This window comes from Embleya sp. NPDC001921 (genome assembly GCF_053594475.1).
The window spans coordinates 199,557-218,006 of sequence record NZ_JBSFEO010000015.1 but is presented as its reverse complement, the minus strand read 5'-3'; the positions used below and the strand labels follow the sequence as shown (position 1 = coordinate 218,006).

Sequence of the window (18,450 nt, the reverse complement as noted above, 5' to 3'; positions counted from 1 at the left end):
GGCCGCTCCGGCGGCGCCCGCCGCCGGAGCGGCCGGCGCCCAGGAGCCCGCTCCGGCCGCGGCGCCGGCCGCACCCGCCGGCGACGTGCAGGGCACCCCGGTGCTGCTGCCCGCGCTCGGCGAGAGCGTGCAGGAGGGCACCATCACCCGCTGGCTCAAGCAGGAGGGTGACACGGTCGAGGCCGACGAGCCGCTCCTGGAGGTCTCGACCGACAAGGTCGACACCGAGATCCCCGCGCCGATCGGCGGCGTGCTGCTGAAGATCAGCGTCGCCGAGGACGAGACGGTGGAGGTCGGCGCCGAGCTGGCCGTCATCGGCGCGCCCGGTTCCGCGCCGGCCGCGGCGCCCGCTCCGGCGGCGCCCGCACCGGCTCAGCAGGCTCCGGCTCCGGCCGCCGCCGCACCGGCTCCCGCTCCGGCGCCCGCCGCTCCGGTCCAGGCGCCCGCGCCCACGCCGGCTCCGGCGCCCGCTCCGGCTCCGGCTCCGGTCGCCGCCGCTCCGGCCCCGCAGCTCACCCCGCCGGCCGAGGCCGACGGCGCGTACGTCACGCCGCTGGTGCGCAAGCTGGCCGCCGAGCACAACGTGGACCTGGGCTCGATCGCGGGCACCGGCATCGGTGGTCGCATCCGCAAGCAGGACGTCCTGGAGACGGCCCGCAAGCAGCAGGCGGCCCAGGCCGCCGCCGCGGCATCGGCTCCGGCCGCCGCCTCGGCCGCGCCCGCCGCGAAGGCCCCGGCTCCGATCGAGCCGTCGCCGCTGCGCGGTCGGACCGAGAAGCTCTCGCGCATGCGCACGGTGATCGCCAAGCGCATGGTCGAGTCGCTGCAGACCTCGGCCCAGCTCACCACGGTCGTGGAGGTGGACGTCACCAACATCGCCCGCCTGCGCGACCGGGCCAAGAACGACTTCGTGGCGCGCGAGGGCGTCAAGCTGTCGTTCATGCCGTTCTTCGCGAAGGCGGCCGTCGAGGCGCTCAAGGTCCACCCGGTGCTGAACGCGTCGATGGACCTGAACGCGGGCACGGTGACCTACCACGACGCCGAGCACCTGGTGATCGCGGTGGACACCGACCGCGGCCTGATGGTCCCGGTCATCCACAACGCGGGTGACCTGAACATCGCGGGCCTCTCGCGCAAGATCTCCGACCTGGCCGAGCGCACCCGCACCAACAAGGTGAGCCCGGACGAGCTGGCCGGCGGTACGTTCACGCTGACCAACACCGGTTCGCGCGGCGCGCTGTTCGACACGCCGATCTTCCCGCAGCCGCAGGTCGCGATGCTCGGCACGGGCGCGGTCGTCAAGCGCCCGGTCGTGGTCAACGACCCGACGCTCGGTGAGGTCATCGCGGTCCGCTCGATGGTGTACCTGGCCCTGTCCTACGACCACCGCCTGGTGGACGGCGCGGACGCGGCCCGCTTCCTGCAGACGGTGAAGACCCGCCTGGAGGAAGGCGCCTTCGAGGGCGACCTCGGCCTGTAGGACGCACCGCGGCGGTGCGTACGCACCGCCGCAGGCACGTTTCGAAGGCGGTCCGGACATCGCGTCCGGGCCGCCTTCGCCATGTCCGGGGCCCGGTGGGCAAGGATGTTCCCATGCGTATCGCCGTCACCGGTTCGTCCGGCCTCGTGGGTTCCGCTCTCGTCCGCTCGCTGACCGCCGACGGCCACGACGTGGTCCGGCTGGTCCGCCGGCCTCCCCGCGGGCCGGACGAGGTGCGCTGGGACCCGCACGCGGGCACCGTGGACACCGCCTCGCTCGGCCCGGTGGACGCGGCGGTGCACCTGGCCGGCGCGGGCATCGGGGACAAGCGCTGGACGGCCGCGTACAAGCGCGAACTCCGCGACAGCCGGGTCCTGGGCACCGAGGCCGTCTCGCGCGCGCTGGCCGCCCTCGAGCCCGCCCCGCGCGTGCTCCTGGCCGGCTCCGCGATGGGCTGCTACGGCGACACCGGCGATCGCGAGGTGGCCGAGTCGTCCCCGCCCGGCAGCGGCTTCCTGGCCGAACTGTGCACCGAGTGGGAGGCCGCCACCGCACCGGCCCTGGAGGCGGGCATCCGGGTCGCCCACCTGCGGACCGGCCTGGTGGTCTCCCGGTCCGGCGGCGCGTGGGGCCGGATGTTCCCGTTGTTCAAGGCGGGTCTGGGCGGCCGGCTCGGCTCGGGCCGGCAGTACTGGAGCTTCATCTCGCTGGTCGACGAGGTCGCCGCGATCCGCCACGTCCTGGACCGCGCCGACCTCGCCGGCCCGGTCAACCTGACCGCGCCGCACCCGGTCACCAACGCGGAGGCGACCAAGGCCATGGGCAGGGCCCTGCACCGCCCCACCGTCCTCGCGGTGCCCCCCTTCGCCCTGCGCGCGGTCCTCGGCGACTTCGCCGGCGAGATCCTCACCGGCCAACGTGTGCTTCCCAGGGTCCTGCTCGACTCCGGCTTCACCTTCCGACACCCCACCATCGACACCGCGATCGCCGCGGCCCTGGAGCGCTGACGGGACGAACGGCGACACCGGTTCGGCCCCTGCCCCGGGCCACCGGACGCGGCGTCGACCGGGCGGATGCGGCCGCCCGGTCGGTAACGGGCACACCGGGTCGGCGGGTCGCACACCCGCCGAACCTCACCAACTCCCGTGTATCGCAACGGTCTTTCGGCATTTCGCTGGGTATGACCAGTAGGCGACGAAACCGACTCCGCGGCGCCTGCGGCCGTGGGCAGGGGGACGGGAGGACGACCGTGGTCGACGTGCGTCGAACCGAGGTGATCGTGGTGGGAGCCGGTCTGGCCGGCTTGAGCGCGGCACGGACCATCGCCGCGGCGGGGGTTCCGGTGACGGTCCTGGAGGCCGCCGACCGACCCGGGGGGCGGGTGCGCACCGACCTCGTGGACGGCTTCCGGGTCGATCACGGCTTCCAGTCGCTGACCACCTCGTGGCCCCAGGTGGGCCGGCAACTGGACGTCGCCGCACTCGGGTTGCGCGCGTTCCAGCCCGGCGTGCTGCTCCACGAGGACGGCCGTACGCATCGGGTCGGCGACGTCCGCCGGGTCCGCGACGCGCTCGGCGGTCTGCGCAACGGCAACGGCACCGACCGCGCCCGACTCGCCGCGCTGCTGGCCCGGACCGCGTCCTCCCCGGTCGCCCGGGTGATGAGCGCCGCCGAGACGGCCGCCGTCGACGCGCCGCTCATGCGCGCGCTGCCGCCGGACCTGACCCGCCGTACGCTGCGCCCGCTGCTCAGCGCGCTGTTGCACGATCCGGCGCTGGGCACGTCGAGCCGGTTCGCCGAATTGACGCTGCGCTCGTTCCTGCGCGGTCGGGTGGCGCTGCCCGCGCGCGGCATGGCCGCCGTGCCCCGGCAACTCGCGGTCGGCCTGCCCACCGGCGCGGTGCGCTACGGCGTGCGGGTGTTGTCCGTCTCGGCCGACCGCGTACTGACCGACGTGGCGGGCGAGATCCGCGCCGGCGCGGTGGTCGTGGCCACCGATCCGACCACGGCGGTGGCCCTGCTGCCGGGCCTGCGGATGCCCGAGTTCCACCCGGTGACCACGCTCTACCACGTGGCGCGGGCCGCTCCCCGGCCCGACGCGTCACTGCTCGTGGAGGCCGACGCCCGCGGCCCGTTCACGCACACCGCGGTGGTCAGCCAGGTCGCGCCCACGTACGCGCCCGACCGGCGCGCGCTGATCGCCACCACCGTGCTGGGCCACGACGGCTCGGAGCCGGCCAAGCTCGAACTGCGGGTCCGCGAACGGCTGGCCGTGGTGTACGACACGCCCACCACCGAGTGGGCGCACCTGACCACCTGTCATATCCCGCGCGCCGTCCCGGTGGTCGAGCCCGGCCACAACTTCCGCCGCCCGGTCCGCATGATCGGCGGCCTGTACGTCTGCGGCGACCATCGCGACTCCAGCTCCATCCAGGGCGCCCTGGCCTCGGGTCGCCGAGCCGCCCGATCCGCCCTCGCCGACCTGGGCGTCCTGGCGGCCTGAGAGGGCCGATGGGCCCATCACGCCCACCCGAGGCCCGAAATCCACCACCTTCGAGCCTTGCGCGACGGGTGGGCCGGTGGGCGGGAAGCCCTCAGGCCGTGCGCACGAAGCACCCCGACCGGGCCTCGAACTCCCGTACCGCCGGCACGTCCCGGTAGGGCGCCAGCCGATGCGTGAACTCGCGCACGTAGTCCACCGCCCGCGACGACCGCAGGCCCTCCGCCTGCTCGGTCGCCTCCGCCTCCACCCGGCACGCCTGCTCCACCTCGCCCAGCTCCAACAACGCGGTGGCCAGGATGGTCTGGCAGAACAGCCGGCTGCGGGCGTACTCGCTCCCGCGCAGCCGCAACGACCGCTCCGCGTACTCGCGGGCCTTGTCGTAGTCCTCCAAGTCCCGGTAGCAGTGCGCGTGATCGTCGGTGAGCTGCGCCTCGTTCATGAACGCGACCCACTCCGGCTCGTCGTCCCCCTCCGCGACACACTCCAACGCCTGCTCCGCGCGCAGCAGCGCCGCCCCGCACGCCCGCGCGTCCCCCAACAGCCCGTGCCCGCGCGCCTCGACCGCGTGGAACAGCGCCCGGACCCGGGGCGTGGCCACCACCGAGGCGCCCTGCTGGGCGACCCGCGCCAGTTGTACCGCCTCGCGCCCGTGCCCGAGGTAGACCGCCTGCCGACTCATCGTGGACAACACGAACCCGCCGAGCGCCCGATCCCCCGACGCCTGGGCCAACCGCAGCGCCTGGACGAAGTACCGCTGCGCCATCCCGTGCACGCCCACGTCGTACGCCATCCAGCCGACCAGCCGGGTCAGCGTGGCCGCGGCGCCGAACAGCGCGCTGCCGGTGCGCGAGTCGTAGGTCCCGCGCAGTATCGCGGTCACCTCGGTGTCGAGGTAGCGCACCAGCGCCTGTCTGCCGTGCCCTCCGCCGAACGAGTTGTCCAACCGCCGGAACGCCTCGCCGACGGCGCGCACCGCGGCCACGTCGCCGAGCCCGACCCGATCGCCGTCCTGCCGGGCCGGCCGCTCGTCGCCGGCGCCGATCAGCCAGTCCCGGCTGGGCACCACCAGCGCCCCGGGCGTGAACGCGGCCTCCACCAAGGCGGATCGCTGGGCCGAGTCGGCCTGCCACATGCCGGTGACGATCTCGACCGCCTCGGGCGGGCCGGACGCGTATTCGAGCCCGGCATAGTCAGGCCGGCAACCGGCCATGCCCAGATCCTCGGCGCTGAGCTTGCGGCCGAGCCGCTGGGTGAAGACCTCGGCAAGCAGTATCGGCACGATCCCGCGCGGATGTTGGCCACGCAGCCAGCGTGCCACCGAGGTCTTGTCGTACCGGAGATCGATGCCTTGTTCCGCACCGAGTTGGTCAACGCGTCGGGCCAGACCGGCATGTGAGAAGCCGGCTTCCTCGACAAGAGCCGCCAGCCGGTGATTGGGGCGCCGCTCGACCCTGGCTGCCATGGAGATGAACGCCTCCCGCTGGTGCGGTGGTTCGGTGTGGGTGGGTGATCGCGCGAGAATCTAGCGATTTCTGGAGCGCTACAACCCGAACGCTCGCAACAATGACCCTTTCGAGTTACCGGGATCGGCCCGGCGATCGGGGGGCGAATCGGGCCCGACGGCGCCTCGACGGCGGCCCGGCGCGGCCGGGTTCGGCAGAACCTGCCGAACCCGGCGGGCGGATCCGATGCGCCGTCACCAGCCCTGGGCCGCTTGCGGTGCGCGGACCCGTGGTGGAACATGCGCGGGGCAGTTCACCCGATGGGATGATCGACACCCACGCGGGCGAACCGCGTGACCGACCCCGGCCGAAGCTCGCGGCCGGCCACCGCGGCCGACGGCCTCGCGCCGACCGCCCGACATCGATTCGAAGGAAGCGCACGCGTGACCCGGCAGCCCGACGACACCGCTCGCGGGATCGTGATCCCGCTGGCCGCGGTCGCGATCGTGTGCCTGCTGCTCACCAGCGGGGTCTTCCTGTTCGCCGGCTCGGATCGGGACAAGGGCCGCGGCCGCCCGGTCTCGCGCGACGTGACCATGCCGCTGCCGGCGCCCGCGCCGGCGTTTCCCGAGGCCGGTTCGCCGAGTCCGGGCGCGACCACCACGACGACCGCGAGCGCGACCAGGTCGGCGACCCGCTCCCCCTCCGCCTCGGCGAGCGCGACCGCGGGCACGAGCCCGCCGGCGACCCGCTCGAGCGCGCCGCCCACGTCGGCCGCCCCGCCCGTCCCGCCCCCGCCCGCCACCACCGGCCCGAAGGACATCACCGTCGACGCCACGGTGAGCGACTCCGGTTGGGGCGCCGACGGCACGGTGGTCATCACCAACCGCACCGCGCACCCGCTCCCCGCGTGGGACCTCACCCTCACCGCGACGGGCCGGCAGAGCGGCTTCACCATGCTCTACGGCGAGGACATGCGCACCAGCACCGACCGCGGCACCGCGACCGCGCGCGGCCGGAGCCCGTTGGCCCCCGGAGCCAGCGCGGTGATCGTGTTCGGCCTGTACGGGCGCGTCGAGTCGATCGGCTGCACGTTCACCGGTGTCACCTGCCACGTACGCGGGCTCGACGCCGGCCACCGGTGAGATCCGGCCCCGTCGTACGCTGGTGGACGTGACCAGCTTCTTGCGATTCGTGCACTTGGGCATCGGCGCCGACGCCGTTCCGTACGAGGCCGCGTGGGAGGAACAACGCCGCGTCCACGAGCAGGTGGTGAGCGGTGCCGCCGCCGACACGTGCCTGCTCCTCGAGCACCCCGCGGTCTACACGGCGGGCCGCCGTACCGACCCCTCCGAGCGCCCGATGGACGGCACGCCCGTGGTCGACGTGGACCGGGGCGGCAAGATCACCTGGCACGGCCCCGGCCAACTCGTCGGCTACCCGATCGTGCGACTGCCCGAGCCGGTGGACGTGGTCGCGCACGTGCGCCGGATGGAGGAGGCGCTGATCCGGGTCTGCGCCGACCTGGGTTTGGCGACCACCCGGATCGAGGGCCGCAGCGGCGTCTGGGTCCTGGGCGACGCGGTCCCCGAGCGCTCCGCCCCGACCGGCGGTCTCGATCTGCGGCTGGACAGCCGACTCGCGGCCGGGCCCGACCCGCGCCTGCACCCCGAGTTCGACCCGCGCCTGGCCGGCCCGGAGTACGCGCCCTCCAACGCGGGCCAGCGCGGCGACGACCGCAAGCTCGCCGCGATCGGCGTCCGGGTCTCGCGCAAGGTGACCATGCACGGCTTCGCGATCAACTGCGACGCCGACATGACGTACTACGACCGGATCGTGCCGTGCGGCATCAAGGACGCCGGCGTCACCTCGCTGAGCCGCGAACTGGGCCGCGAGGTCACCGTCACCGAGATACTGCCATTGGCCGAGAAGCACCTCGCCGACGTGTTCGCGCACGTGCCGGCGTGACACGCGCTCGAACGCCCGCGTGACGCACGCCTCATGGTCCACGTGACGCACGCCTCGTACCGAATCCGGCATCCGGGGAATCCACCCCGGTTCGTCCCGGTTGCCACCTGACGGGCCGTCCGAACGCCCGATCCGCTCGGCGTACTCTGGACGTACCGCCCCACCAGGGGCCCGGACCATCCTGTCGGGCCCATCGCAGTCTGTCCCGCCCCGCAGGCTGCCCCGAGAAGAGGGAGTCGCGCGTGTCCGCTGTCGCACCCGACGGCCGCAAGCTGCTTCGCCTGGAAGTCCGCAACGCCGAGACTCCCATCGAGCGCAAGCCTTCGTGGATCAAGACCCGGGCGAAGATGGGCCCCGAGTACACCGAACTCAAGCAACTCGTGAAGCGCGAGGGGCTGCACACGGTGTGCGAGGAGGCCGGCTGCCCCAACATCTACGAATGCTGGGAAGACCGCGAGGCGACCTTCCTGATCGGCGGCGACCAGTGCACCCGGCGCTGCGACTTCTGCCAGATCGACACCGGCAAGCCGGCCGAGCTGGACCGGGACGAACCGCGCCGCGTCGCGGAGTCGGTCCAGGCGATGGGCCTGAAGTACGCGACCATCACCGGCGTCGCCCGCGACGACCTCCCGGACGGCGGCGCGTGGCTGTACGCGGAGACCGTCCGCCAGATCAAGGAGCTGAACCCGGGCACCGGGGTGGAGCTGCTGATCCCGGACTTCACCGCCCAGCCGGACCAACTGGCCGAGGTGTTCTCCTCCCGTCCCGAGGTGCTCGCGCACAACATCGAGACGGTGCCGCGCATCTTCAAGCGCATCCGGCCGGGCTTCCGCTACGAGCGCTCGCTCGACGTGATCACCCAGGCCCGGGCCGACGGCCTGGTCACCAAGTCCAACCTGATCCTGGGCATGGGCGAGGAACGCGCCGAGATCAGCCAGGCCATGCAGGACCTGTACGACGCCGGCTGCGAACTGCTGACCATCACGCAGTACCTGCGGCCGAGCGTGCGGCACCACCCCGTCGAGCGCTGGGTGCGCCCGGAGGAGTTCGTCGAGCTGAACGAGGAGGCCGAGGAGATCGGCTTCGCGGGCGTGCTCTCCGGCCCCCTGGTCCGTTCGTCGTACCGCGCGGGCCGGCTCTACCGCCAGGCCCTCGAAGTACGCGAAACCCGCTCCGCTTCGGGCGAAGGTGTGCAGACCTTCACGTCGGTTTGACCCCGACGTCATCGTTTGGTAACACATTGTTGCGAGAGTCGACCGCAGTGCGGTGAGCCTTCGCACCGAGAACAGGTAGGGGGACGACGACATGCAGGACACGCAGCAGGGCAACGCCTCGGTGCTTCGGGGCGCGTTCGATCGCGGCGCCGCCGCCCGGCGGGCGACCGTCGGCCGGGTCTTCCGGGCGGTCGAGACCGTGCTGATGTTCGAGGGTGGCCAGCGCACCGCGCGGCGCAACGCGTGGGCCGCGGTGTGTGCCGACCGCAGTCGTGCCCGCGCCCGCGCCGAGGCCTCCGACATCCTGGCCCGGCTCGCCCCGGTCAACCCGGCGCCGGGCACCCGTTCGCACTGACACGCGACACGTGTGGCATCACGTGACGCGGGTGTGGACACAGGTGTCCGTGCCCGGCGGTACACGACACCGTTCGGCCGTTCGCCGGGGGCTCGTCTCCCGTCGGACGGCCGCGGCGCTGCGCCGCTCGCATGAAGGTTCGGACAAGCCGGCGGCAGCCATTGTCCCGGGTGGATGACACGCCAGTATCCTTTTCACATGGCGAGCAAGGAACCATCCGAGAAGAGCGGCCGGCTGAAGCAGATCCGGCTCGCCTACCAGCAGACGAAGAAGGCCGATCCGTGGGTCGGCTTGATTGTGGCGGCCTGGGGCCTGGGCGTATTCGCAGTACTCCTGGCCATCGGCTTCTGGTGGGGACATCCGATCTACCTGGGCATCTTCGGTGCCCTCGTGGGTCTGCTCGCGGCGGCCTTCATCTTCGGACGACGGGCCGAGAAGTCGGTGCTCGGCCAGATGGAGGGCCAGCCCGGCGCGGCGTTGGCGGTCATGCAGTCACTCAAGCGTGGCTGGGTCGTGACCCCCACCGTGGCCATCACCCGCCAGCAGGATGTCGTGCACCGCGCCGTGGGTCGCCCCGGCATCATCCTGGTGGGCGAGGGCCAGCCCGGTCGCGTGACGCGACTGCTGGCCGATGAGAAGAAGCGCATGTCCCGCCTGGCGGCGAGCACCGTGGTGCACACGATCATCGTCGGCAACGAGGAGGGCCAGGTCCCGCTGCGCAAGCTGCAACGGCACATCATGAAGTTGAGCCCGACCATGGCCAAGCCCGAGGTCGCGGTGGTCAACGACCGCCTGCGCGCGGTCGGCGACCTGATGAAGAACATGCCGGTGCCCAAGGGCCCGATGCCGAAGGGCGCGCGCATGCCGCGCGGCCCGCGCGGCTGACCCCTCGACGGCCACCGCGCCACGCGGCAGCACCCCGTCCCCGCCCGATCGCGAGAGCGGCGGCGATCCGATACCGGATCGCCGCCGCTCTTTTGTCGTACGCCGCTCGTTGTCGTACGTCACTCTTTTGTCGTACCGGGTCCGGGTGGTCGTGCCCCGGGTCCGGACCGCGCCCGTTCGCACGCGTCGTGTCCCTGGGGGTCGTGTCCGCAGGGGGCGCATCGGCACGCGTTGTGTCGACACGCGTCGTGTTACGAACTACGCACGCACCACCGCGGTACCGACCGCCTTGTCGTGGAACCCGCGCCCGTCCCGGTCGTAGATCGCCGGCGGGATCACCAGGCACAGCAGGAACGTACGTACCAGGACCGCGAGCGGCATCAGCGTGTCGCGGGTGACCGACACCACCCGGATGCCCATGATCCGCTTGCCGAAGGTCCAGCCGATCGTGCTCACCAGGAGCAGGTTCTCGGCGGCGAACACGGCCAGGGTGCCCCAGCTCGTCCCGAGGGCGTTGAGGTCGCCGCCGCCGAGGAAGGACAGCGCGATGATGTAGCAGATGCTCCAGTCGATGAGCAGGGCGATCAACCTGCGCCCGGTGGGCGCGAGCGAGTTGGGTCCGTCCTCGGGCAGCCCGAGACGCTTGCCGCGGTAGCCGAAGTCTTCGCCCGCCGCTCCGGGGGCCTGGTTCCGCGATGCGGTCGTGTTCTCGTCCACCGTTCCAAAGTAGACGAGCCGGGCCGATTCACCCGCCCCGGGGTGCGTGTGGACAGGATGATCATGGGCATGCATCCGGGCAAAGACGGGCCGGCCCGTACGGGTGGGTGCGTAACATCCCGGAAACACGAGGGACACCGACGGGAAACCGCTCGCGCCTACCTTCGAGGCCTAGTGGCCACCGGGGAGGAGGCCGCTCCCCGCGAACGCAACTACCCGCGCCTGGCGCCGGGTCGAGGAGGATTGATGTTCAACAACGCCGAAGAGGTGTCGCGATACATCGCCGACAACGACGTCAAGTTCGTCGACGTTCGTTTTTGCGACCTGCCTGGCGTGATGCAGCACTTCACGGTCCCGGCGAAGACGTTCGACCCGAGTGAGACGCTGGCGTTCGACGGATCCTCGATCCGCGGCTTCCAGGCGATCCACGAGTCGGACATGGCGCTTCGCCCCGACCTGTCCACGGCGCGGCTCGACCCGTTCCGCAAGGACAAGACGCTCAACATCAACTTCTTCATCCACGACCCGCTGACGGATGAGGAGTACAGCCGCGACCCGCGCAACGTCGCGAAGAAGGCCGAGCGCTACCTCGCCGGCACCGGCATCGCCGACACGGCGTACTTCGGCCCCGAGGCCGAGTTCTACGTGTTCGACAGCGTGCGCTTCGCGACCGGCGCGAACGAGTCGTTCTACCACATCGACTCCGAGGCGGGGGCCTGGAACACGGGCCAGGAGGAGAACAACCGCGGCTACAAGGTCCGGTACAAGGGCGGCTACTTCCCGACCCCGCCGGTCGACCACTTCGCCGACCTGCGCGCGGAGATCTCCCTCGAGCTCGAGGCCGCGGGCCTGGAGATCGAGCGCCAGCACCACGAGGTGGGCACCGCCGGCCAGGCCGAGATCAACTACAAGTTCAACACGCTGCTGGCCGCGGCCGACGACCTGATGCTGTTCAAGTACATCGTCAAGAACGTCGCGTGGCGCAACGGCAAGACCGCGACCTTCATGCCGAAGCCGATCTTCGGCGACAACGGCTCGGGCATGCACTGCCACATGTCGCTGTGGACCGACGGCTCGCCGCTGTTCTATGACGAGCAGGGCTACGCGGGTCTGTCCGACACGGCCCGCTACTTCATCGGCGGCCTGCTCAAGCACGCCCCGTCGCTGCTGGCCTTCACGAACCCGACGGTGAACTCGTACCACCGCCTGGTCCCGGGCTTCGAGGCGCCGGTCAACCTGGTCTACTCGCAGCGCAACCGCTCGGCCTGCATCCGCATCCCGATCACGGGCAGCAACCCCAAGGCCAAGCGCGTCGAGTTCCGCGTCCCGGACCCGTCGGCCAACCCGTACCTGGCCTTCGCCGCCCAGCTGATGGCCGGCCTCGACGGCATCAAGAACAAGATCGAGCCGCTCGAGCCCGTCGACAAGGACCTGTACGAACTGGCCCCCGACGAGCACCAGGCCGTCCCCCAGGTCCCCGGCACCCTCGCCGAGGTCCTCGACGCCCTCGAAGCCGACCACGAGTACCTCCTCGAAGGCGGCGTGTTCACCCAGGACCTGATCGACACCTGGATCGAATACAAGCGCACCAAGGAAATCGACCCGGTCCGCCTGCGCCCGCACCCCCACGAGTTCGAGCTCTACTTCGACATCTAAGCCGAAGTAGCCGGGCGTTCCCGCCCCCGAAGACAAGGCCGTCGACCGCTGCCCATAGCGCGGTCGACGGCCTTCTTCGTGTGCCTGCCGGCGGGCTCGACGCGGGTGTCGCGGTGCGCCCACGCGCCCACGCGCCACGCGCCACGCGCCACGCGCCCACGACGGAACGGCTCTGCCCCTGCGGATGAACGCGGGGGCGGGGCCGTTTCGTCGTGAAGCCCCGAGGCGGAGCCGGCCGGGGACCGGGGCCGGGAGTGGTGGTGCGGGGAATCCGAGGGGTCGAGCCCTGCCGCGCACATACCCCCGTGAGGTATTTCCGCTCAACCCCTGGTCATTGATACCCCCCTAGGGTATGTTCCTGATCGCTCGATACCCCCCACATGTATCTACGGAGTGATCACGATGTCTCAACCCCAGCCGAATCCGCGTCGCTGGGCGGCGCTCGCGCTGATTGCGCTGGCTCAGTTCATGGTCATCATGGATACGTCGATCATCGGCGTGGCCCTGCCCGAGATGCGCACCGATCTCGGGTTCTCGCAGGAGAATCTGTCCTGGGTGTTCAACGCCTACGTCGTCGCGTTCGGCGGGCTGCTCCTGCTCGGCGGGCGGCTGTCGGACCTCTTCGGTGCCAAGCGGATGTTCTCCACCGGGTGGGCGATCCTGGGGGTCGGCTCGCTCGGGGCGGGCCTCGCGAACGAGGTCTGGGTCGAACTCGCCGGACGTGCCGTTCAGGGCGTCGGGGCCGCGCTGATCGCACCCTCGGCGCTGACCCTGTTGATGATGCTCTTCGGCGGCAACCCCAAGGAGCTCACCAAGGCGTTCGCGCTGTACGGCGCGGCGGCACCGGCCGGCGGCACGGCCGGCGTCTTCCTCGGCGGCCTGATCACCGAATACGCGAGCTGGCCCTGGGTCTTCTACGTCAACATCCCCGTCGCGATCCTCGCCCTCGTCGCGACTCCGGCGCTGATGCCCGACGCCCCCGCCCGCCGCGGCGGCATCGACCTCCTCGGCGCGATCACCGTCACCGCCGGCCTCGGCGCCGCCGTGTACGCCGTCGTCCGCGCCCCGGAGACCGGCTGGGGCTCCGCCGAGACCCTGCTCGTCCTCGCCGCCGGCATCGCGCTCGTCGGGCTGTTCCTGCTCCTCCAGGCCAAGCGGGCCGAACCGCTGATGCCGCTGCGCATCCTGCGTACGCCGGGCCTGGCCGCCGCCAACCTCGCCCAGTTGTTGATGGCCGGCGCCTGGATCCCGATGTGGTTCTTCCTCAACCTCTACCTGCAGCAGGTGCTCGGCCTGGGCGCCTTCGCCTCCGGATCCGCGCTGCTGCCGATGACCGTCGCCATCATGGTGATGATGATCGTGCTCGCCCCGCGCCTGATCGCCCGCTTCGGCCCCAACCCGCTCGTGGTCACCGGCCTCGCCGCGCTCGCCGGCGGCATGTTGTGGCTGTCCTTCGCCCGGTCCGACGGCTCGTACTGGGTCGACGTCCTGCCCGCCTCTCTGCTCGCCGCCGCGGGCATGGCCCTGGCCTTCATCCCCTCCCTCGGCACCGCGATCTCCAGCGCGCGGCCCGAGGAGGGCGGCCTCGCCTCCGGCATCGTCAACACCAGCTACCAGATCGGCTCGGCCCTCGGCCTGGCCGCGATGACCGCCGTCGCCGCCGCGCACGGCGCCCGGGAGGTCGGCGACGTCGACGCCCTCACCGACGGCTTCTCCGCCGCCTTCCTCGGCGCCGCCGCGATCGCCGCCGTCGGCGCCCTGATCGCCGCCGTCACCCTCCGCAAGCCGTCCACCACGACCGCGGGAAGCACCCCCGCCGACAATCCCCCCGAGTCCGTCCCGACCCACTGATCACCTCCCGGCCCGCCGTCCCCGGTCGAGGCCGCCGATCCCACCCGAACCAACGACCACACGACCACTCGCGCCGACCACTCGAAGCGCACACGAAGAACATCCGAAGACCACACGAAGAGCACACGAAGAGCAACAAAACGACCACATTGCGACCACCCGGCGACCGCACACCGCGTGCCGCCCTCCACGAACCGGAGGGCGGCACGCGCACGTGCGAGCCACCACCGCCCGCGCCCCCGAAACCCCCGAGGCCGACCGCGGTCTTCGCCTCCGAACACCGAACACCCCCGGAGATCTCCCCCATTACGCCCCGATTCCTCCCACCCGAGAAGGAGAAGATCGCTCTCGGATGGCCCTACAGGGTGATCGACGAAAGGATGGGCTCTGGCAGACTTGAGCCATGGGGGGCATTCCGAGCCGAGAGACCATGCCGCCGTCGGGGCGACGGGTGACCGACGAAGCCGGACGGACAATCATGCAGCCGATCCCCACGATGACCCGATTGCGTGTCTATCTGAGCACGCCGCGTCGTCCGCGATTCGTGGTCGAACTGGCGTTGATCGCGCTGAGTTACTGGGTCTATTCGCTGGTTCGCAACGCGGTGCCGGAGCGCCAACACGTCGCCGTGGAGCGCGCCTGGCAACTGCTCGATTTCGAGAAGACGCTGCACATCGACATCGAACACAGCGTCAACCACGCCGTGAACGGCGTCACCTGGTTGATCGTGTCGATGAACTACTACTACGCGACGCTGCACTTCGTGGTGACCATCGGCGTCCTGGTGTGGCTCTTCCACAGACACCCGGGCCGATACCGAGCCGTGCGCACGGTGTTGTTCCTGACCACCGGCCTGGCCCTGTTCGGATACTTCTTCTACGCCCTGGCCCCGCCCCGACTGCTGCCGGGCGCGGGCTACATCGACACCGTCCTGGTCCACCACACGTGGGGCTCGATGGCGTCCGGCGACATGAAGAACGTCTCCAACCAGTACGCCGCGATGCCGTCGATGCACATCGGCTGGTCGACGTGGTGCGCGATGGCCATCGTGATGTTCGCGCGGCCGATGTGGGCCAAGGTGCTCGGTGTGCTGTACCCGATCACCACCCTGTTCGTGATCGTGGCCACCGGCAACCACTTCGTGCTGGACGCGGTCGGCGGCTGGATCACCCTCGCCGCCGCCTTCGGCCTGCAGTGCCTGCTCAACGGGCGCTCCGCGTACCGCTTCCCGCAGTACCCGCCGGACGACCCACGCGCCGCGCCCGTGCCGCACGCGCGGCCCGTACGCCCGCGCGTGGGCACGCGCGACGAGGAGCACGACGACGAGGCCGGCGAGCGGCCTCAGCGCAGGCCGGTCGAAGTCTCGTCCTCGCCGTAGAACACCCGGTCCACCACGGCCCGGGCGAGCCGCGTCACGCGTCGATACTCCTCGATCAGGCTGCCGGTCTCGTCCGGCCGGTGGCCGAGCAGCCTGGCCACCCCGCCCAGCTCGCGCACATCGGAGGGGAAGCTGTCCGAGGACCGGCCGCGCACGATCATCACCGCGTTGCGCACCCGGGTGGCCTCGACCCACGCGTCGTCCAGGATCCGCGCGTCGTGCGGGTCGAGCAGGCCCGCGTCCCGGGCCGCGGCGAGCCCCTGCCGGGTGCCGGTCACCCGCAGCGCGGGCACCGCGTGCGCGTGCCGGAGCTGCAACAGTTGCACCACCCATTCGACGTCGGCCAGCCCGCCCCGCCCGAGCTTGGTGTGCGTGGTGGGATCGGCGCCGCGCGGCAGCCGCTCGGCCTCGATCCGGGCCTTCATCCGCCGGATCTCCCGCACCTGCGTGTCGTCGATCCCACCCGCCGGATAACGCAGCGGATCGACCATCTCCAGGAACCGCCGGCCCAGGTCCGCGTCCCCCGAGGTGAAGTCGGCCCGCAGCAGCGCCTGGCTCTCCCACAGCTTGGACCAGCGCTCGTAGTAGGCGCGATACGACGCCAGCGTGCGCACCAGCGGACCCTGCCGCCCCTCGGGCCGCAGGTCGGCGTCGATCAGCAGCGGCGGATCCGTGGACGGGATCTGCAGCAGCCGGCGCACCTCGTTGCACACGAACTGCGCGGCGCGGGCCGCGACCTCCTCCTCGGCACCCTCGATCGGCTCGTGCACGAACATCACGTCCGCGTCGCTGCCGTAGCCCTGCTCGTAGCCGCCGAACCGCCCCATCGCGATGATCGCGAGCCGGGTCGGGATCGGCCCCCGGGTGCGCTCGCACGCGTCTATGGCGGCCCGGAGCGCGCCGGTCAGCGTCGCCGCGTTGACATCGGTGAGCGCCTTGCCGGTGGCGTCCACGTCCAGCCGACCCAGCACATCGGTGGCGACGACCCGGAACAGCTCGCGCCGACGCACGCTGCGCGCCGCCTGCACCGCGCTCTCCGGACCCGGCGCCCGCCCCACCGCGGCCAGGATCTCGGTCTCCAGGGCCGCCCGCGAGCGTGGCCGCAGCCCGTCCCCGTCGCCGAGCATCGCGACCGCCTCGGGCGCACGCAGCACCAGGTCCGGCGCGAGCCGCCCGGACGCGAGCACGCGGGCCATGTTCTCCGCCGCCGCCCCCGACGAGCCGGCCCCGGAGTCGCGCAGCAGGCGCAGGTACCAGTGCGTGTTGCCGAGCGCCTCGGAGACCTGCCGGAAGGCGAGCAGGCCGGCGTCCGGATCCGCCGAGTCGGCGAACCAACTCAGCATCACCGGCAGCAGCGTGCGCTGGATCGAGGCACGCCGGCTGACCCCGGAGGCGAGCGCCTCCAGGTGGCGCATCGCGGCGGCCGGGTCGGCGTACCCCAGTGCCTCGAAGCGGGCCCGCGCGGCCTCGGGGGTGAGCCGCTGCTCGCCCGCCTTGAGCCGGGCGACCGCGTCCAGCAGCGGCCGGTAGAACAACTTCTCGTGCAGCCGGCGCACCTCCAACGTCTGCTGTTTCCAGGCCTTCTCCAGTTCGCCCACCGGGTTCGAGCGCATGCCCATCGAGCGGCCGATCCGGCGCAGTTCGCCGGGGTCGGTCGGCATCAGGTGGGTGCGGCGCAGCCGGAAGAGCTGGATCCGGTGCTCGAGCGTGCGCAGGAAGCGGTACGCGGCGTCCAGCGCGGCGCCGTCGTCGCGGCCCACGTAGCCCGCCGCGGACAGCGCGGCGAGCGCGTCCAGCGTCGAGCCGCTGCGCAGCGAAGGGTCGGACTTGCCGTGCACCAACTGCAGGAGTTGGACCGCGAATTCGATGTCGCGCAGGCCGCCGGGGCCGAGCTTGACCTCGCGCTCCACCTCGCGCGCCGGGATGCTGTCCACCACCCGGCGGCGCATCGCCTGCACGTCGGCGACGAAGTTCTCCCGGCGGGCGGCGGTCCACACCATCGGGGACACGCTGTCCAGGTACTTCTTGCCCAGTGCCGGGTCGCCGGCCACCGGGCGGGCCTTGAGCAGGGCCTGGAACTCCCAGGTCTTGGCCCAGCGTTCGTAGTAGGCCAGGTGGCTGGCCAGGGTGCGGGTGAGCGGGCCGTTGCGGCCCTCCGGGCGCAGGTTGGCGTCCACTTCCCAGATCGAGCCCTCGACGGTGGTCGCCGAGCAGGTCCGCATCAGGGCGCCCGCGAGCCGATTGGCGGCGGCGACCGCGACCCCCTCGGGCACGCCGGGTGGGGCCTCGGCGACGAAGACCACGTCCACGTCGCTGATGTAGTTGAGTTCGCGCCCGCCGCACTTGCCCATGCCGATCACCGCGAGCCGACACTGCTCGGCCTCGACCGGGTGTTCGCGCCGGACCAGGTCGAGCGCGGCGTCCAGGGTGGCGCCGGCCAGGTCGGCGAGTTCGGTGGCCACGGTCGGCTCGTCGGCGCTGCCGCACACGTCGCGGGCGGCGATCGAGAGCATGCAGCGGCGGTAGCCGATCCGCAGCGCGTCCAGCGCCGGGTCGCCGCGCAGGCCGGCGGTGGCGGTGGTGAGCACGGCGTGGAAGTAGGCGGGGGTGGGTCGGGCGTCCTGGACGTCGTAGGTGACCAGGGTGCGCCAGTCCTCGGGGTGCCGCGCGAGGTGGTCGCCCAGTGCCGCGCTCACTCCCAGAACGCCCAGTATGCGATCGCGGAAGGGCTTCGCGGACGCGAGGGTGGAGAGCAGAACGGAGGCGTCGTCCGCGGCTTCGGCGAGTCGGACCAGGCCGAGCAGCGCGAGGTCGGGGTCGGCGGTGGCGGCGAGGGCGTCCAGGAAGAGCGAGTCGTCCCCGGCGCCGAGCAGGGCCGGATCACGCAGATTGCGTGCCGCGCCCGCGATGTCGATGAAGCCGAGCCGGACCAGGCGCCCGTCGGTGGCCGCCGGTTCGCGGGGCTGATCCACAGAGGTCACCGGCCGAGCGTATCCGGTCA

Annotated in this window: 14 protein-coding genes; 11 read left to right on the top strand and 3 right to left on the bottom strand. The window is 71.9% G+C overall.

All coding sequences use genetic code 11. From position 1 onward, the window contains the following. From sucB to ACWCPW_RS19805, 3 genes are all read left to right on the top strand, one after another. A partial coding sequence (sucB, locus tag ACWCPW_RS19815; RefSeq protein ID WP_449762869.1) for a 2-oxoglutarate dehydrogenase, E2 component, dihydrolipoamide succinyltransferase occupies window positions 1-1,480 on the top strand: 1,480 nt, incomplete at its 5' end. A 113-nt stretch (window positions 1,481-1,593) separates the two neighbouring features. Then, on the top strand, window positions 1,594-2,487 hold the full coding sequence (locus ACWCPW_RS19810; protein ID WP_449762868.1) for a TIGR01777 family oxidoreductase: 894 nt from the start codon (window positions 1,594-1,596) through the stop codon (window positions 2,485-2,487). A 251-nt stretch (window positions 2,488-2,738) separates the two neighbouring features. Next, entirely contained in the window at window positions 2,739-3,983 is a 1,245-nt protein-coding gene (locus ACWCPW_RS19805; protein WP_449762867.1) for an NAD(P)/FAD-dependent oxidoreductase, read from the top strand. 91 nt (window positions 3,984-4,074) lie between these two features. Here the strand turns inward: ACWCPW_RS19805 and ACWCPW_RS19800 are convergent, their stop codons facing one another. Next, on the bottom strand, window positions 4,075-5,445 hold the full coding sequence (locus ACWCPW_RS19800; protein WP_449762866.1) for a regulator: 1,371 nt from the start codon (window positions 5,443-5,445) through the stop codon (window positions 4,075-4,077). 423 nt (window positions 5,446-5,868) lie between these two features. Between ACWCPW_RS19800 and ACWCPW_RS19795 the strand changes: the two genes are divergently transcribed. The 5 genes from ACWCPW_RS19795 (at window position 5,869) to ACWCPW_RS19775 (ending at window position 9,847) form a co-directional block, all read left to right on the top strand. After that, entirely contained in the window at window positions 5,869-6,570 is a 702-nt protein-coding gene (locus ACWCPW_RS19795) for a hypothetical protein (protein ID WP_449762865.1), read from the top strand. Window positions 6,571-6,598: 28 nt separating this feature from the next. Beyond that, window positions 6,599-7,393 (top strand): lipoyl(octanoyl) transferase LipB, encoded by a 795-nt coding sequence (gene lipB, locus ACWCPW_RS19790; protein ID WP_449762864.1) that lies wholly within the window; start codon window positions 6,599-6,601, stop codon window positions 7,391-7,393. A 242-nt stretch (window positions 7,394-7,635) separates the two neighbouring features. Further along, complete coding sequence (gene lipA / locus ACWCPW_RS19785; protein ID WP_395862254.1) at window positions 7,636-8,607, top strand: lipoyl synthase; 972 nt, start codon at window positions 7,636-7,638, stop codon at window positions 8,605-8,607. A 91-nt stretch (window positions 8,608-8,698) separates the two neighbouring features. Next, on the top strand, window positions 8,699-8,962 hold the full coding sequence (locus ACWCPW_RS19780; protein WP_449762863.1) for a hypothetical protein: 264 nt from the start codon (window positions 8,699-8,701) through the stop codon (window positions 8,960-8,962). Between the two features lie 198 nt (window positions 8,963-9,160). Next, window positions 9,161-9,847 carry a DUF4191 domain-containing protein gene (locus ACWCPW_RS19775; protein ID WP_449762862.1) on the top strand — a complete coding sequence of 229 codons (687 nt, stop codon included), beginning with the start codon at window positions 9,161-9,163 and terminating at the stop codon, window positions 9,845-9,847. 258 nt (window positions 9,848-10,105) lie between these two features. Here ACWCPW_RS19775 and ACWCPW_RS19770 read toward each other — a convergent pair whose 3' ends face one another. Next, window positions 10,106-10,564: an RDD family protein gene (locus ACWCPW_RS19770; RefSeq protein WP_449762861.1), complete on the bottom strand. Its 459-nt coding sequence runs from the start codon at window positions 10,562-10,564 to the stop codon at window positions 10,106-10,108. A gap of 246 nt (window positions 10,565-10,810) precedes the next feature. On the opposite strand from ACWCPW_RS19770, the gene glnA reads away from it, so the two are divergent. From glnA to ACWCPW_RS19755, 3 genes are all read left to right on the top strand, one after another. Next, window positions 10,811-12,220 (top strand): type I glutamate--ammonia ligase, encoded by a 1,410-nt coding sequence (gene glnA, locus ACWCPW_RS19765; RefSeq protein ID WP_395862245.1) that lies wholly within the window; start codon window positions 10,811-10,813, stop codon window positions 12,218-12,220. A 402-nt stretch (window positions 12,221-12,622) separates the two neighbouring features. Then, window positions 12,623-14,071 (top strand): MFS transporter, encoded by a 1,449-nt coding sequence (locus ACWCPW_RS19760; RefSeq protein WP_449762860.1) that lies wholly within the window; start codon window positions 12,623-12,625, stop codon window positions 14,069-14,071. A 496-nt stretch (window positions 14,072-14,567) separates the two neighbouring features. Continuing rightward, a complete protein-coding gene (locus ACWCPW_RS19755; RefSeq protein ID WP_449762859.1) occupies window positions 14,568-15,449 on the top strand; it encodes a phosphatase PAP2 family protein in 882 nt (293 codons plus the stop codon). Here the strand turns inward: ACWCPW_RS19755 and ACWCPW_RS19750 are convergent. Next, window positions 15,413-18,430 (bottom strand): bifunctional [glutamine synthetase] adenylyltransferase/[glutamine synthetase]-adenylyl-L-tyrosine phosphorylase, encoded by a 3,018-nt coding sequence (locus ACWCPW_RS19750; protein ID WP_449762858.1) that lies wholly within the window; start codon window positions 18,428-18,430, stop codon window positions 15,413-15,415. The genes ACWCPW_RS19755 and ACWCPW_RS19750 overlap by 37 nt on opposite strands. Window positions 18,431-18,450 lie beyond the last annotated feature (20 nt).

Bases quoted from the DNA above. Each gene is read 5' to 3' on its own strand.
- ACWCPW_RS19810 (WP_449762868.1), top strand. From the start codon at position 1,594: ATGCGTATCGCCGTCACCGGTTCGTCCGGCCTCGTGGGTTCCGCTCTC.
- ACWCPW_RS19800 (WP_449762866.1), bottom strand. From the start codon at position 5,445: ATGGCAGCCAGGGTCGAGCGGCGCCCCAATCACCGGCTGGCGGCTCTT.
- ACWCPW_RS19780 (WP_449762863.1), top strand. From the start codon at position 8,699: ATGCAGGACACGCAGCAGGGCAACGCCTCGGTGCTTCGGGGCGCGTTC.
- ACWCPW_RS19775 (WP_449762862.1), top strand. From the start codon at position 9,161: ATGGCGAGCAAGGAACCATCCGAGAAGAGCGGCCGGCTGAAGCAGATC.
- glnA (WP_395862245.1), top strand. From the start codon at position 10,811: ATGTTCAACAACGCCGAAGAGGTGTCGCGATACATCGCCGACAACGAC.
- ACWCPW_RS19760 (WP_449762860.1), top strand. From the start codon at position 12,623: ATGTCTCAACCCCAGCCGAATCCGCGTCGCTGGGCGGCGCTCGCGCTG.
- ACWCPW_RS19755 (WP_449762859.1), top strand. From the start codon at position 14,568: ATGACCCGATTGCGTGTCTATCTGAGCACGCCGCGTCGTCCGCGATTC.